The sequence below is a fragment of the Endozoicomonas sp. PH6C genome (genome assembly GCF_059322965.1).
On sequence record NZ_CP185342.1, the window covers coordinates 5,814,921 to 5,833,354 of the forward strand.

At 49.4% G+C, this 18,434-nt stretch carries 3 protein-coding genes; 1 reads left to right on the forward strand and 2 read right to left on the reverse strand.

Annotated elements, in window-relative coordinates; genetic code table 11:
- The first annotated feature begins 18 nt into the window (after positions 1-18).
- On the forward strand, positions 19-7,398 hold the full coding sequence (locus ACOMG9_RS20865) for an AAA family ATPase (protein WP_448218302.1): 7,380 nt from the start codon (positions 19-21) through the stop codon (positions 7,396-7,398).
- On the opposite strand, the gene ACOMG9_RS20870 is transcribed toward ACOMG9_RS20865, so the two are convergent.
- Both ACOMG9_RS20870 and ACOMG9_RS20875 read right to left on the reverse strand, forming a co-directional pair.
- Positions 7,384-10,692, reverse strand: a complete 3,309-nt coding sequence (locus tag ACOMG9_RS20870) for a PEP/pyruvate-binding domain-containing protein (protein ID WP_448218303.1) — start codon at positions 10,690-10,692, stop codon at positions 7,384-7,386. The genes ACOMG9_RS20865 and ACOMG9_RS20870 overlap by 15 nt on opposite strands.
- 221 nt (positions 10,693-10,913) lie before the next feature.
- Entirely contained in the window at positions 10,914-18,374 is a 7,461-nt protein-coding gene (locus ACOMG9_RS20875; RefSeq protein WP_494529343.1) for an AAA family ATPase, read from the reverse strand.
- Positions 18,375-18,434 lie beyond the last annotated feature (60 nt).

The window sequence follows — 18,434 nt, forward strand, 5'->3', positions numbered from 1 at the left end:
CGGGAAGGGAGCTTTATTATGGATGGTCAAATCAGAGAAATAAACAAATCGATTCTTGATAGTGGCGCGTCTGATACCACCACCCCCTTCAAGAAACCAAAACTGGAATTACTGCCGAATGATGTAGCAATCTGCTCTGATGTCATTGCCAAACTCAATGTGTCGTCGCCTCGGATTAAGTCTCCTGACCGGGCAAGAACCGTATCCTCAACGGATTCCTCACTCTGCAAGCCTCCTCAAACCTTCGATTTCCGTTTTGTCACCCGTGATGATGAGGTACGACAGCTTTTAGTTGCCCAAACCTGCGATGAACATCGGGATGTCACCCTTATTTCCCACCCCGATGACCTCTCACAGGCTAACCTGGTGAGCCGGTTGAGCATTGCCGACGATGGTCGTCAGACTCTGCGTTCAGGCAAACTGTTTGAAGGTTCACAACCATTCACTCTGGTGCTGGATATCCGAAAACTCACCGCCGAAGAACTGCCCAAATTTAACGATTTACTGGACCCGAATAACCCCTGTCTGTACGACAAAGTCAGTCAGGAGAAACGCTCTCTGGGCCAACATGTTTCTCTGCTGGTGGTGGCAGATCCTGAGCAGTTGGCAGCGGCTGGCCAGCACGACAAAGCACCGGGAGCTGATTTCTGGCGGCGAATTAATCGACCGGAAAATACCTGGCAGTTTGACGCGCAGAACGGCTGTGATCCATCGATGGACATCGACGAAATTCCTCCACTATTGGAAGAAATTCCCGGCGCCGAAAATGCTATGGACGACGACAATACTCTTGTTATTGACTGTCACTTGCACAGTAACTGGCGACAGTTGTTGCTGGGTGGCCCCGGAGTGGATAAACAGGGGCGAATCCAGCATCTTCCCGGCAGGCTTGAGTCATTAAGGGCCGGACAGCAGGTGATTCTGAAAGGAGCCGACTGGCAAAATCTGGCCTTTGAACAGACCGTTCGGCAGATGCTGGCGCAACAGTGCTTTGAGAGCAATGGGAAAGTCTGTCCGTTACCCGACGATGTTCAGTTTTATCAGATGCCGCTGGGAAATAACGAGCTTCATTCACTGTTCCAAAGTCTGTCCCATTCTCCTGAAAAAGAAGTTGATAAAGAGCAGGCACCAGCAAACCCGATCATCATCAACGAGAGTAATATTGTTCAATGGCTAAACCCGATTGCCATCGTCCCGGAAGGCTACGCAGTTCCTAATACCTGCCTGTTGGAACAGGTTCGTGCCGGTGGTGCCGTCACCGTAACGTCTCCCCTCACTGAAGCACTCTGGTTTCGTTTGCTGGGTTCATTACAGACTATTCGCGAGACGACCGGCCTTGAACCCCGGCTTCAGGTGGCCCACGCAAAAGGACAGCCAAAAGCCCTGAGTTTAATAGAAAACGATAAATACCCTCTGCCCAACCCACTGGAAAAAGTCGGAAATCGCGCTGCTTTTGATACCGTCACTTATCAACAATCTGCCCAGGCAAATCATTGGATCAATGATCTCCCGCAAGCTCCTCTGGTCATTCAGGTCAATGAACAGACCAGCTTCAGCCAGCTGTTTGATAATATCCATATCACCTCGGAACGAAAGGCCCATTTTGGACAACGTCCGAGTGGGTTGCAGGAGGCATTGACCGCTGGCAAGCCGGTGGTATTGCGGGGGCTGGAAAGCAACCCAACCCTTCAGCAGCTTCTGGAACCTCTGGTTGCAGGACAGCCACTGCTGGTGAATGGTCAATTACAGGACTACCCAAAAGCTCGTGTCACACTGCTCTGGCCTGAGTCTGCAAAAAGCCGGTCTTCAGTATTTCGTTCGATGGTTGCCACAGGTAAGCCTTGTCCTGAGGTCAATATCTGGGATATCAATGCCGTCAAGCATGAAATCTCCCGGGCTGAGCTGCCTGAACAAGCACTTAATGAACTTTACGAAGCCTTTAGAACCGCACCTTCCCACCTGTGTAACCCTCTGCCTGAAGTAACCGAAGGGTTATTGAATAACCTGATACTGGCTGCCCGGCGGGCACAGCAGGTTGACCAGTCCCTGCAGATCCTGCCCTGTCACTGGCGCAAGGCCATTAACAGCATTATCACCCATGGTACCCGGCAGCATCCGTCCGTGCGTGATTTTATGAAAGTGGCTTGTCAGCAGCTATTGCCAGATGAGAATCAAACCGCCTCGGTAGACCCGGATCGCTTAAATGCCATCATCAACACTGCCCTGCCGTTAGACAGAGCCTTTGTGGAACAGAACCTGTGGTCACTGGCCAGAGCCTTTGACCCGGTTGTATTTAATGAAAAATTACAACGGTCCTATGAAAAACCATTTTCATGGCAGGATGAAGAAGAAACTCTCGACAGGCTCTGTGCCTTGATCGTGGCCTATGCACCCGGAAAAAAACAAGATGCATTGGCGTATCAGTTAAAAGTCGATCCTGCGCAAGCAGAGTCCCTACAATCGCTAGCCATCAGGCCAGCCAGACAAATTAAACGTTTGCAAGATGCACTGGCTTCTGGCTGGCAATTAAACCATCCGCCTGGCCAGACCCGATCCGATGCCGTTTACGCGCTGGCCTCCGATTGTTTTCACAGGGCCAGAACGGCGAATTCTAAAGCAGAAGGCATTGAACGCATAGAACATCGACTGTCTGAATCGCTGAAATGGCAGGGTTCTGCTGATAGGCCTTTGTCAGCGCTGGCCCGGGATCTTTATCACGGCGAGATAAGTCAGAAAGATCGTGAAAGTCGTCGACTGTCCCGACTCCACGACCGACTTTCGGACTCTCCCGTCCTATTCCTGCAGGGAGAAACCGGCACCGGGAAAAGTTACTTTTCTGCCAAAATGGCCAGGGCTTCGGGACAGGCTTCAGTCATTTCCCTTGGACCTTCCGACAGCGAACAGACCCTGATGAAACGCTGGCAGTGGCAACAAGACGCCGATGGCGACCGCTCTATGGTGCAGCAAAACCGGGCATTGATGGAATGGGCCAAGACCAAATCCGACATAAAAGGAGAGTACATTACCCTGGTGCTGGATGAAGCCAATCTGGCCAAAGCCGGATTGCTGGCATCATTGAACGGCCTGTGGGAACCAGATCCCTGCATCTATGTGAATGGTCATCCTGTCGAGGTCAGCCCAAAACACCGGGTGATTCTCACCGGCAACCCCGATCATTACGCCGGGCGCCGAATGGACCCGGCTCTTAAAGAGAAACTGCCCAGAGCTTACTACCCACGCCTGGGCCAGGCTTTCCTTCTGGACAGGGTGGTGGAACCGGCTCTGATCAAGCATTTACAAGAGCATCTGCTGGAGCATCAAATAAACGACATTGCACACAGTGCCAGCAAGAGTGTGATGGCACTCTGGCAACATTATCAGGAGCTGTTGCCCGAGCATGAGTTTACCCCCAGGGATTTAACCGATATCTGCAGTTGGGTGGGCTGGTATCTGGATCGTGCCCTGCCCGCTCGCGGCAGTGTGACGTGTGGGCAAATAAACAGTCTGATATTACAAAGTTTTCGGGATGTACTGGGGCCGGAAATCACCGAAACTCATCAGGATGCCCTGTCAGCACTGGAAATCTGGTTTGCTGCCCGTTACCAGCCGGAGAACACCCTGAGCGACAGAGTTCATGAACACACCCTGCAGGAAATGCAGCAGACCTTCAGTACATTCAGCGAAAAAATCCGACCAGACTTTGATACCTCCGGATTGGCAGTCCGTGAACTGGCGCAACGGCTTGGGCAGGATTTAAGCCGCTGCTGGCAGGCTAATCATCGCAAGATACAACACGGCGGTCGTCAGGCGACACTGATTGAAGGCCCCGCAGGACGGGGTAAGGATGCCACGCTGAACCTGGTGATTGAAAGTGTCAGACAGGAGACTAAGCGACGGGGAGAGTCTATTACGGAAGTCTTTTACCTGAATGCCTGTGATTGTTCCTGGGACAAAGTGTGTGAAGTGATCCAGAAGGCAAAACTGGAAGGCGGTATAGTGGTGATTTCGGAAATGAATCTGATCGACAGCCAGCACCTGGAAGGTGAATTGAACAATATTCTGGCCGGTGACGCCCATCCCGGCTTCCACCTGTTTGCCACCATCAACCCGCCTGAGTGTAGCGGGCGAAAACCTTTGTCACCGGCGCTGAAGGGGCGTTTTCGACATTTGCCGATCCGGCAGTATAACCCAGTCGAATTACAGACCATTGCCGAAAAAGTGTTGCCAGTGTCCTCAGAAGGGACATTGGCCGCTAAAAAGCTAACAGAAAAACATTGTCTTTTAAGGGCTCACCTGCAACGCAAAAAACTGCCGTTGCAGCCCACCAGCCTTGATTTACAGAATGTTGCCAGGGCTATCAAAAGAGGTGGCGATTTTAGCGAAAAAGCCGTTCATCAATGCCTCAATCAGCACTACCGACTTTATCTGATGGCCGCCAATATAACGCTGGAGGAACTTCCCGGGATATCAGCTATTGCCGTGAATAAAGAAGCGCTTGACCCTGAAATGAGCAAATGGTTCTACCAAACCGTCTCCGGCATTAATCGCCCATGGTTGATACGAGGCAGTCATCGCAACAGTCTTGATAAAAAACGCCGCGAAATTCGTTTTAACACTCGTCTGGATAAAGAGGAAGCCAAAACGGAAATCATCAAGAGGCTGGCCCAGGTCAGGTGGCAAGCATCCGGTCTTACACTGAAGCCGGATCAATCGGACGATATTCTCACACAGGCTCTGTACAGACACTGGCAGCGATGCTGGTTCGCACATAATTTTAGCCTTACGGAAGTGGACGCTAATAGTGTATTCCCCCTGACCAAAGAACAGGCACAGGCGCTGAAAACGCCGGCTTACCACCCTTATCTTGAGGAGGCTGATAAGCAGATACAGGCATGGAACACTCTCGACATTCAATGCTGGCCTGGATTCTGGCATCAGATCAGCGCTCTGCCAGATCACTTGGTAAACGAATTTATTAACGAAGCATCAGCTATTAGCGGTAATGACGCTTCTGAACCGTATGACCCGGAAGTTGAGGAGGAAGAAGCTCCGGCATTGGACCAAAGAACGAACTACGAAGATCAGAAGACGCCAAAGGCTACACTATTTAAAGTTTTTGATTCGCAGCATCCCCCTACGATGTATCGCTGGCAGGCATTAGATATTCGTGTCACTGCCAGAGGTGAAATCAAACAGATCAATCTTGATGGTAAACACCTTCTGGGAGTCGAAACCCTCACACCTGAGCGGTTATCAGGTAATGACCATGAAGTGAGATTAACCAGAGATCAAACGCTGGCGACCCTTAAGATATCATCACAGAACGGCCAATATCCCTTACCCAGCCTGACGGCCAGTGACTCTATCGTGGCCCTGCGTATAGAGCCCTATTTGCCGCATAAACTGATCAGGGACAAATACACCGGGCTTCATACACTGTTTATTCCTCAGGCCGAAGCCTTCCAGAGTTTTCAATGTACTTATGTCGTAGAACCCGCAAAGCCGGGCAAAAAAACGGGTACTGAAGCAACCCGAACAGAACGATCAATACATTTTGACGTCGATTGTACAGAAAGTATCAAGTCCGTAATGAAAGAACTGCTTAATAACTTTAATAACACTGGCGAACATCCACCCAAAATACAGGCACTTTTGCAGACAATAGCAAGCCCTGAAGACACCAGGCAACGAATTAACGCAATCACGGAATATTGCGAACAGTTCTCCGGTGAAGCTAAACCAGGAGAGCATGAAAATTTCTTTGAATTTCTCGTAACAAAACGACAAGGTAGCTGTCGTCACCGCGTGCCTGTTTTTATTGCTTTTTGCCGTTACTTCGGGATTCCCTGTCGGCAAATTGATAGCCTTTTCCACTGTTTCCCCGAGTATTCCGTGGATGGAGGCCAAACCTGGGAGTCAGTAGATTTGGGCGGAGCGCCCGGGGAGGTGACAGAAATTACACCTGATTCCGGGAAGTTCTGTGATTTGAACGCTGCATCAAAGCATCTTCAGGACCTTCTGGAAGAGGCTGATTCAGAACAAATTCAAGCTCTGGCCAGAGCCTTTAACATAAGCCTTGAGCAACTGAAGAAAGCCGTTGAGACAGGCGGTTTATTACCATTTATTACACAAGTCGATCGATTTATTATCGAAATAGTAAAGAGGCTTTGGGTAGAAAAAAGTTTTGCCGGTTTTTCCCTGGGTGTCTCGCTGTTAGAGTCGCTGAAGACAGAAGCATTGGACCACCCTACGAATCGACTGCTCGGTAGTGTGATGGATTTCGGCAAGCCTCCTTACAGACCGATGTCGGAGGCAGTCATTCAAATATTGTCTGACAGTGATGAAGTTCTGGTCACTGAACCGCTCAGGCTACTTCATTCAAAAATGGTTGAACAGGCTGGAGAATACCCTTACGAGTGGTTGCGTTCAATGGTAGATATTGTGAAAACTGACTTGGCCAAGCCTTCGTTTATTCGCTTTGCCCGTGAAGCTCTGCTATCAGGTTGGTTGGATCCCGTGTCCAACAAGCGGAACGGTGGTATCATGCCGCTTCAACATCATGAGCTACTGTTGCGTCTGGTCAACGTCGATGAACTGAGGGTTGACGCCAGCCATTGCCTGAAAAAGTGGTATAAGACATTCTTCTCCAGGGGAAAAGATAATCGGACGTGCAATGTTAATGCCACCATCCATGAGGTAAAAAAGAATGCCTTTTCCGTCACTCATTGTCATGATGGGCGCTCGTCATCTCTTGAAGGTGAAATTGCCAATCCATCTATAGAAGACGCCTGGACAGACCAACCTGAGGGCATTCCGAATATAGAACGAATACTGGAGCAACGGCCCGCATTTCCGCAGTTAACCTCGGGCAAGGCGAACCATCGTCCGGTGATTCTCATGGGGCAGCCTGCCTGGAACAAGACGGTGATTGAAGAAAAAGCCGAAGCCCTGTATCAGCGAAAAGTTAATAGCAGCCCTAACTGGAAGCCGGTATTGGAAATGCTCAAATCAAAGTCCTGCCCGCTGGTATTGGAAGCAGAAACGCTCTTGGAGAAGTTAAAAAAGCAATGCAAACAAGCAATTCAGCAGGCCTTCTGTCATTACCTTTATGAAGTGACACACTCGAAAGGCGGTTGCTTAAGCTGTTGCTGGGCAGGTGCTTTTATAAGTAAAGAATGTGGTACTTATGACCCATCCTCACCGGTAGAGCTGTATGCCATGATGTTGCATATTGCTAGCCCTCGCGAGTGTCAGGAACTTATTGAGGATGCCTACTTACGACAGACACATAATGCCAGCAATGCTCTGGTACTCAGAAACGACGAGATGACAAAAATTGCCGGAGAGTTTTTGAGCACCGTGAATTTGAATTCGATTTATGAGTCAATGGCTACCTGATAACGGTTTGGTCATGATGCGTTTTTTGAGGGAATGGTCACGAATCCCCAGGTAGGAGTAATCGCTCCGAGCCCGTTTGCTCGCATATTTCAGTCCATGCTTCAGCAGGGTTTGCGCGAATTGTTCATTATGCTCCCTATAGGGCTCAACGGGTTGAACAACAAAGTCTGGCTTATAGTCGTGTGTTGGAGTGATAACAAAGTATTTATCTTTTAAATCGGGGTAGACATCCTCATATAATCGTGTAGCCCTTTTGGGATCTAACAACACAAGATGCTGTAAGATTTCCCTGCGGATATCCTCACTCATCTCATCGCTCATAAACATTTCCCGAAAACTACCCTTCGATTCTTTCTTGAAGGATATTAAAAAATGACACACTCCCAACCGATGAGCATGATGAATAAACTGTTGGTGGTTGCTTAATAACTTGTAGCAAGGAGGAATACTGCGAAGAGATTGAATATAAAAGATTGAGAAAAGGCTGTGTTGAAAGGCGAATCTATCAGCTTCTGTCGTAACATCGCAATTAAGATGTTGTGCAAGAACATTAAAGTCCCACTGATCTCTTCCAAAAATGGCTATCTCCTCAAGGCGTGTATCCAGACAAAACATACCATTTATCACAATGAGCAGTTGTTCAAAGGCATTCTGCATGGTTTTACGTGATTTCATTTGCGGGCATTCAATGGTTATTTCACCCGCTACGGCGTTGCAACTTATCTTCATGGGGTCTGAGTATTCATCCAGTTCGATCGCTTTTAGAAATTGTGCCAGAAACCACATACGCTTTAACTTACCGGATTTAAATCCTTCATCAGGGTTATTAAATTCGTCAGATAATTTCAGCCGCAGGGTTCGTCCTTTCCCCCCACCTGCTTGTTCAAGTAGCTCGATAACGCTCATATGAGTTCCAAGCTTCAGGTTAACAATCAAGGCATCATCGGTACTGACGACAGTCCCTGATTTCCCTGCTTCTGCGATGAATGCTTTGTCGGACGGCCTCATTAGTGGCGCCTTTTCTACCGAGCCACCCGAGGTCGTGCAATCGACATAGATGATTTTCTTTTCCGTAGATATCCTGCCCTGGCCCGAAGCCAGAGTGACCGGTGCCAGTGCGTTGACAAAGCGCTGATGCAGGGCAAAAATCAGCTCATGGACACTTCGGACCTGCTCAGCTTGCCCGGGGTTGAGCGCTTGAAGATCGGATTGTAGCTTATGGCAATCGGCCAGCCATTGACGAAAGATACCCGGGGATAGCCGCCGTTCTTCAGCAGCTTGCATGGGCAGAGTGACACGCTCCAGCCTTGATTGGATGGTCTTTTGCAACGTCTCGAACCTGCTGGTCAGTTGCTGCAATTCATCCCGCAATAACTGAACCTCGGGTGAACCTTTGACACCCGCCAGCTGTAAGAAGGCCCGGTAACCCTGCAACAGGGCTTCGGCCCCATAAACCAGCCGATTTACGCTGTCTTCAGTCTCTGCCAGTATTCTGGATCGTTGTGGTGACATGCTCAGTTTTACCGGGTTGGCCAGACCATCCAGTCCGGCACCAGGGGCAAATAATGCCAGCAGGCGGACATTTTGATCCGTGAGCCATTTGAAACCGCTGGCAACCTCAGGGAATGTGCCTTCAGGAAAGGATAAATCATCCCGTGAGGGGACGGCTTTGGCTAACGACACATCAGAAACAGCTGAGGACAGCTTTCTGCAACTGGCCAGTTTTCCGCTAAGGTCACCGGCAACAATAAAGGCACCAGGCTCATCATTAAAACAAGCGCAGACCAGTGTCGCCTGTTGGCCAGCCTGAACAGACAGCGCTTCAAACTGATCACCGGCCAGCATCAAAGTTTTTTGTTCCTGTTTCATAAGGATCGCCACATGATCATTGAATCCTCCTTTGGCAATAACAAAACCGCCAACCCGTTTCAGGAACCTAGGCTCAAGCATCCAGTCTTCAACGTGGTCAGCTACGACAATGGCTCCATCCGGCATAGAGTCTGCCTCTGGTCGTCTGGCCAGCCAAAGTGATCCGGTGCAAAAGCCTTCGCTGACACCCGCACCAATAGCAATGGTCTTTTTGGGCATGGGCATGGCAAAGTCCATATCACCAGAGAGTTGGGTAACAGGACGCACCTGCAACAGGAACAGGTCACCCTCAGGATTGATGGCGAACTCGGCATCCACGGGGCAGAACAGTAAGCTTTCTAGCGTTGTCAGCATCGTCCTGATATCTGCAACCATTTTATCATTAACTATATGACTTACGTCGTCTTTATGGGTGTCTGTATTTTCAATTCTGGTTTCTGAATAACCGTTAGTGCTTTTGCGCAGGACAAAATGACTTGAGATCGTACCGGGAAAATATTGATAGCTGTCAGGGCCTTCCTCGTCAGAAATATCGATGCGGTGAGGCGTATTACCGGACTGCCCTGCAACCACACCTCTGGGTTGACCGCGGGTGAACTCAACCCCGATGGTACCATCCCGAAAAGATTTAAAGCTCATGATGACCCCGCCGTATTGACAGTCAATACACTCCTGGATGATCAGTGCCATGGGTTGTGGTACGCCTGCGGGACAGACTTCAGGGTGGTAGCCTGAAGCCATGACCTTGAGACAGGTTCGCAAAACATCGTCTTCTTCCTGAACTATAGAGAGGTATTTGCCCGCCTGGGCATCGCCGTAATTATCTTCGTTGATGCCAGAACTGCGGACGATAACCGGTGTTGATAGAGAGGGTTTGTCCAACTGATGACGTAGATCCCTGATTTGTTGGGCCGCTTCAGACTCTTTAATCTGCTGGTAAAAGTCATCACCGGCAATAAATTCCGCCAGCCCCTTCAGCACCCCGGTTCTTTTGGCGTCTGAAGATGACAAAGTATTAAGGTATTCCCTGATGTGCGCCAGACTGGCCTGAGCACCCGGCTCATAGGCGATATCGGGAAGATAACGGGCTAAAGAACGGGGATTCAGAGGCTGTTGTTCAAGCGCATTCACAACCTGGGTTGTCACACATTTAAACGGTGGAACATTCAGACCGGCGTCCTTCATCCGCTGCAAAAACATTCCCTTGCCCCCAAGTTGTTCCCGGAGTGTGCCAACCTGATCTGGAACAGACAAACGACAGAGACGCTTGGCTAAAGGCATTTCGATGGCTGGAACGCCACCAGGATCAAAATGTCTTTTGGATTCACTTTCAGACCGATTGGTTGGACTGCCAGACCAGGTATCCTGGTTTGAATTCGTCGTCGGGATTTGGAGCTTTGAGTCACCAAAATTGGCATTTAACATTTTGACACCTTTATCATACTAATGCTCATCCATGATTTAATCGCTAACGCATAAATAAAGTACCTCTCGTATTTTCGACAATAATACCTGTATAAAGTTCACCGTCGACCTGAAGCAAGCAATAGAAAGAAGAAAAATAAAGTTTGCTTTGGGAAGCCTTGTCTGAGTCGCTGAAGTTTATGAAATTCAGTAGCTGATTCAGGTTTTCCGGATGGTCGTTATCAGGTATCCAATGCCTCATAAATCGTATTCAAATTCACGGTACTCAAAAACTCTTCGGCAATTTTTGTCAACTCACGGGATTTGAGCACCAGAGCGTTACTGCTGTCTTGTGCCTGCTTTAAATAAGCATCCTTAATAGAATTCTGAAAGGATAAAGAGCTATTAATATAACGCATCATGTCAAACAGCTCTTTTGCTGAGGATGGCTCATGAGCGCCATAGAAATCTTGACTCAGGGACTCCTGCATTTGAGCCTCGGCCCAACAATACAATAAGCTACCGCCCTTCGAGTGCGTTACTCCATATAGGTAATGACAGAAGGCCTGCTGAATCGCTTGCTGGTATTTGTTTCTTAAATTATCTAAACGCCTTTGATCTTTCAATGACACCTTGAAGGACTTCAGTTTGGTTTTTTCCAGTAACAGCTTAAGATCCGGGCTGTTCTCAACTTTTCGTTGAAACAGAGCCTCGGCTTTTTCCTTAATCACCGTGCTGTCCCAGGAAGGTTGCCCCAGGATAATCACGGGTCGGTGGTTTGCCTTGCCCGAGCTTGATTTCCTGAACGCAGGATGGTGCACCAGCATTCGCTCTATATCCGGAATGCCCTCAGGTTCGTCCGACCAGGAGCTTTGTAAAGATAAGCAGGCTATTTCACCTTTAAGGAATGGCGAAAACCCATCATGTTCGTGAGTGACCAACGTAGTCCTGGTTAATTTCTTTTGGAGGTACTCATGGACTGACAGCCATGAATAGCTATTTTTCTCCCTGGACAAATAGGCCTTGTACCACTTTTTCAGACAATGGGCAGCTTCAACCTTCAGTTCATCGACAGCTTCCAGGCTCACCAATAGCTGATGAAATTCATAGGCGTTGATATTGACTCCGTACGAGCCAGAGGCCGTCAGTGGATCCAGCCAACCCAATTTCAAGGCTTCACTGGCAAAGTGAATAACCGCAGGTTGAGTTAAGTCACTGTCCATCAGTATTATAATTATTGAACTCAGCCACTGGCGAGGGCTTGCTCCACCCTGAATAATCATTTTTGAATGAAGCAACTTAAGTTGTTCAGTGATTTTATCTTCATCACTCTTGGACAATATTTTTCTTACCGCCTCCGACATTGGGCTGTAGGTATTCCTATTTTTGTCGTAATTAGTACCAGTCAATACAATCTCGTCCCAGCCTAATTCTTTTGTCTCAAGGGACATCAGCAATGAGACCCCCACGGAAAAACTGGTTAAATTGTTTTCCTCCCAAAGGTTCCTGACTATTTTGGAAATACTTAGATTGACTTTCGGGAATGCACTGTTTGTCTCAAGGGCTTTGTTCAGTTCCTCCAAACTCATGCCACAGGCTTTAGCCAGAGTTTGTTGTTGTGCTAAATCAGCCCCTTTCAGGAAATCCTTCAGGAGAGCTTTAATTCTCTTTGATTTATTGCTGGAATCATCAATCTTTGTGGTGGTCTGGAACTCAGTTGTCGTTTCTACTGTCTCTCCAGGCTCCCCACCTAAATCCACTGACTTCCAGGTTTGTCCACCATCCCCGGAATACTCAGCAAAGCAGTGGACAAAGCTTGCGACTTGTCGGCATGGAATCCCGAAATAACGGCATAATGCAACAAAAGCAGGAGCACGGTGACGACAGTTACCCTGTTGTCGTGTTACGAGAAATTCAAAGAAATTTTCCGTGCGCTTTGGCTTTGCCTTACCGGAAAACTGTCGGCAATACTTCCTGATCGCCTCGATTCGTTGCTCAGTGTCTTTGGCGTCTTTTATGGTCTGCAAAGGCTCCCGTTCTTTGGCTCGACGCTGTTGGTCAATGGTCGTAAACACCCTGTCCAGTACTGTTTTCATGCCTTCTGAACAGTGGGTGTCCAAATCTGTTGCAGGTCTGGTTTGTCTGGCGCGCGTGGCTTTGCCCGGCTCTCTCGGTTCCACAACATAAACCACTCTGATACTCTGGCCGACTTTGGCCTCAGGAACAGACAGTGTGTGAAGCCCGGTATATTGGTCCCTGACCAGAGTAAATGGCAAATCGGGTTCCATACGCAGGGCCACGATATAATCGTTGGGCGTCAGGCTGGGCAATGCATATTGACCATTGTCCGATGACAACTCCCGGGTTCCCAGCGTTTGATTGCTGGCTAATATCAGTGTCTGGTCAGGCCCGGGTAAGCGTTCAGGCATGAGGGTTTCGACCCCCCTGATGTGTATATCCTTAAGATCGATCAGTTTGATATTACCCTCAGAAGTTACGTAAACATCCAGTGCCGAACACCGATACATATGGGAAATATTCTTATCCGTATCAAAAACTATATGATCCTCAGGATCTGGTGTCGTCAGAACCTCATAGTTCGTTCTCCGGTCCAATGCCGGAGCTTGTTTCTCGAAGACCTCAGGATCGTATTTTTCAGGCGCGTTATCATTGCCAATGCAATAGTCTGGCAGATCAATTATCTGATGCCAAAACTCAGGCCATAATTGAACGGCATTGGATGTCCATGTGTTTATCCGCTGATCAGCCTCCCGAAGACAAGGTTGGGAATCCGGCATTTTCAGCGTTTCTTCCTCTTCTTCCGTCATCGGAAACAAACTGTTGGCGTCCACGCCCGTGTGGACAAACTCATGCTTAAACCAGCATTGCTGCCAGTATCGGTACAGTGCCCGGGTGAGAATATCGTCCGACTCATCCGGCTTCAGGGAAAGACCGGATGCCTGCCATCTGGCCTGAGCCACTTCCTTGATGATTTCCGTTTTGGCTTCCTCTTTATCGAGATGAGCGTTAATACGAATTTCATGGCGTTTTTCATCAATAGCGCTGCGATCACTGCGCCCTATCAACCACGGACGATCAATGCCTGATACCCTTTGGTAGAACCATTCGCTCAGCTCAGGATCAAGCGATCCTTTACCCATGGCAGGAGCCGATGATTTTGGCAGTTCCTCCAGCGATAGTTTGGCGGCCATCAGGTAAAGCCGGTAGTACTGATTGAAGCATTGATGGAGTGCTTTATCGCTAAAATCACCCCCTCTGTTAACGGCTATGGCGACATTCTGTAGATCAAGACTGGTCGGCTGCAACGGCAGGTTTTCCTTTTGCAGGTAAGCCCTTAAACGACAATGTTTTTCTGTCAGCTTTTTAGCGACGAATGTCCCTTCTGAGGACTCTGGCAACACTTTTTCGGTAATGGTCTGTAATTCTGCCGCGTTGTATTGCCGGATGGGCAAATGTCGAAAACGCCCTTTCAGCGCCGGTGATAGGGGTTTTCGTCCGCTGTACTCAGGTGGATTGATGGTGGCAAACAGGTGGAAACCCGGATGGGTGTCACCGGCCAGAATATCGTTTAACTCTCCTTCCAGATGCTGGCTGTCGATCAGGTTCATCTCCGAAATCACCACGATGCCGCCTTTTATTTTTGCCGTCTGGATCTTTTCGCACAGTTTGTCCCAGGAACAATCACAGGCATTCAGGTAAAAGACTTCCGGCATGGACTCTCCCTGTTGCTTAGCCTCCTGTCTGACACTTTCAATCACCAGGTTCAGCGTGGCATCCTTGCCCCGTCCGGACGGACCTTCAATCAGTGTCGCCTGACGACCGCCGTGTTTTCTATTGAGATGATAAGCCTGCTGACAGCGGTTTAAATCCTGTCCAAGCCGTTGCGCCAGCTCACGGACTGCCGATCCGGAGGTATCAAAGTCTGGTCGGATTTTTTCGCTGACTGTACTGAAGGTCTGCTGCATTTCCTGCAGAGTGTGTTCATGAACTCTGTCGCTCAGGGTGTTCTCCGGTTGGTAACGGGCAGCAAACCAGATTTCCAGTGCTGACAGGGCATCCTGATAAGTTTCGGTGATTTCCGGCCCCAGTACATCCCGAAAACTATGTTGTATCAAACTGTTTATTTGCCCACAGGTCACACTGCCGCGAGCGGGCAGGGCACGATCCAGATACCAGCCCACCCAACTGCAGATATCGGTTAAATCCCTGGGGGTAAACTCATGATCGGGCAAGAGTTCCTGATAATATTGCCAAAGTGCCATCACACTTTGGGTGGCACTGTGTGCAATGTCGTTTATTTGCTGCTCCGGCAGATGCCGTTGTAAATGCTTGACCAAAGCCGGTTCCACCACTCTGTCGCGAAGGAATGCCTGATCCAGGCGAGGGAAGTAAGCTGTGGGCAGTTTCTCTTTCAGGGCCGGGTCCATTTGACGCCCGGCGTAATGATCCGGGTTGCCAGTGAGAATAACCCGGTGTTTTGGGCCGACCCTGACAGGGTGACCATTCACGTAAATGCAGGGCTCCGGTTGCCATAAGCCGTTCAATGATGCCAGCAATCCGGCTTTGGCCAGGTTGGCTTCATCCAGAACCAGAGTGACGAAGTGTCCATCCTTCCCGGACGGAGTGTTGGCCCATTCCATCAGCGCCCGGTTTTGCAGTGTCATGGAGCGATCACCATCGGTGTGCTCTTGCCACTGCCAGCGTTTCATCAGGGTTTGTTCGCTGTCGGAAGGTCCAAGGGAAATGACCGCAGCCTGTCCTGAAGCTTTTGCCATTTTGGCAGAAAAGTAACTTTTGCCGGTGCCGGTTTCTCCCTGCAGGAAGATAACAGGAGAATCTGTAAGCCGGTCGTGGAGTCGGGATAATCGACGACTTTCACGATCTTTCTGACTTATCTCGCCGTGATAAAGATCCCGGGCCAGTGCTGACAAGGAGGTATCAGCGGAATCCGTCCATTTCAGTGATTCAGAAAGTCGATTTTCTATGAGTTCAATGCCTGCTGCGTCAGAATTGGCTGTTCTGGCAATATGAAAACAATCGGTGGCCAGAGATTGAATGGCATCGGATCGGGTCTGCCCTGACGGCAAAGGTAACTGCCAGCCAGAAGCCAGTACATCCTGCAAACGTTTAATCTGTCTCGATGGCCTGATGGCTAAGGATTGATAATGCTTTGTTGACTCCGGATCGACTGCCAACTCTTGTGCCATTGCCTGCCGTTGTTGTTCAGGAGCATGGGCCACAATCATGGCACAGAGCCTGCCGAGAACTTCTTCTTTTTCTTCATACCTCGATGGCAATGGACTTACGTAGCGCAGTTTTAATTCTTCATTAAGTACTCCCGGGTCAAAAGCTCTGGCCAGTAGCCAGATGTTCTGCTCCACAAAGGCTCTATCCAACCGTGGAGCACTGGTGATGATGTCATTTAACCGATCAGGGTCTACCGAGGCGGTCTGATTCTCATCCGGCTTCTCATGGGCATTCGGCGTCTTATCCGGTAACAAGTGCCAACAGACCACTTTCATAAAGTCACGCACTGAAGGATTCTGCCGGGTACCATGGGTGATAAGGCTATTGATGGCCTTGCGCCAATGGCGGGGTAAAAGCTGTGGGGAATGGTCAACCTGCTGTGCTCGCCGGGCGGCCATTATCAGGTTGTGCAACAATCCTTCGGTCATTTCAGGCAGAGGGTTACAAAGGTCGGCAGGTACGGTTTTAAAGGCTTCGTAAAGTTCATCAAGCGCTTGTTCTGGCAGCTCAGTCCGGGGGATATCATGTTTGTGGGCATTAATATCCCAGAGATCGACCCGGCGACACCGATTACCCATGGCAACCATTGAATTAACCAGTGAAGATGGGCTTCTTGCAAGCTTGGGCCAAAGCAGGGTGATATGAGCTTTTGGGTAGGCCTGCAATTGGCCATTCACCAACAGAGGTTGCCCGACAACCAGGGGTTCCAGAAGCTGCTGAAGCGTTGGATTAGTTTCCAGCCCTCGCAATACCACCGGCCTGCCAGCGGTTAATGCCTCCTGCAGTTTACTCTGACTACTGCCAAAATGAGCCTTTTGTTCCGAGGTGATATGGATATTATCAAAGAGCTGGCTGAAGCGGGTCTGTTCATTGACCTGAATGACCAGAGGGGCTTGCCGCTGCTTATTAATCCAATAACTTGCCTGACCAGGTTGTTGATAAGTGACAGCACGAAAGGCCAGGTGCTTGCTCATTTTTTCCTGAAGTTTGGACAGAGGGTAGTCATCGGTTTCTGTCAGGCCCAGAGCTTCCGGCTGTCGTCTTGAATAAGCCACCTCAAGTCCGGGCTCCAGACCAGTGGTCTCGCGAATAGTCTGCAGTGAACCCAGCAAACGAAACCAGAGAATCTCAGTGAGGGGAGAGGTTACCGTGACTGCACCACCCGCCCGAATCTGTTCTAACAGACAGTTTTCAGGGACTGCATAGCCTTCCGGGGCAATGGCAATCGGGCTCAGCCATTCACTGATATTACTCTCGTTAATAATGATCGGGACTCGTGGAGCAGAGTCTTTATTGTTACCTTCTATTACACCTTCTTTGGCAAGAGAGTGGGACAGGCTATGGAACAGTGAATGAAGCTCGTCCTTCCCCACCGGCATCTGATAAAACTGAACATCGTCGGGTAACGGACAAATCTTCCCGTTGCTCTCGAAACACTGTTGCGCCAGCATCTGCCGAATGGTCTGTTCAAAGGCCAGATCTTGCCAGTCGGCCCCTTTCAGAATCACCCGTTGTCCGGCCTTCAATAGCTCAAGCCTGCCGGGCAGGTGCTGAATTCGCCCCTGTTTATCCACTCCGGGGCCGCCCAGCAGCAACTGTCGCCAGTTGTTGTGCAAGTGGCAGTCAATAAGAACGGTATTGTCGTCGTCCATAGCACTTTCGGCAGAGGGGAGTTCAGCCAATACCGGAGTAACCTGGTTGATCTCTATCGATGGGTCATTGCCAGTCTGTGCGTTGAACTGCCAGGTATTTCCCGGCCGATTAATTCGCCGCCAGAAATCGGCACCGGGAGCGCTGGCTGCGGGCGCGTCATCACGCTGACCAATGGATGCCAACTGTGCAGGGTCTGCCAGGACCAATAGAGAAACATGCCCGCCAAGGGGGCGTTTTTTCCGGTTGATTTTGTCATACAGACAGGGGGTATCCGGGTCCAGTAAATCGTTGAATTTGGGCAGTTCTTCGCTGGTGAGCTTGCGGATATCCATCACCAGAGTGAATGGCTGTGAGCCTTCAAACAACTTGCCCGAGCGCAAAGTATGAAGACCCTCTTCGGAAATGCTCAGCCGACTCACCAGGTTAGCCTGTGAGAGGTCATCGGGGTGGGAAATAACAGTAACATCTTCATTACAGGTTATGGCAGTCAAAAGCTGCCGAACTTCATCATCACTGGCGACAAAACGAAAATCGAAGGAATGAGTCGCCTTTGGCAGCGAGGAATCCGTTGAAGAAACGGTTCTGACTTTGTCAGGCACCGTCTCCAAAGATGGCGATCTGTTTAGTTTGGACCTTACTTCAGAGCAGCTTCTTACAGTCTTCTCTTGTTCTGACAATAAATCCAGCTTTGCTATCTTGGCTGCCACGCCATTCCCGCCATGATCAAGAAGGTTAGGATTCAGAGCGTGTTTTTTTGTACCTTCATCAATCTGACCATCCATAGTCAATCTCCTTAGTGCTATCTGAAGAACCAAGTTGAAGTTGTTTTATATTCTGACCTT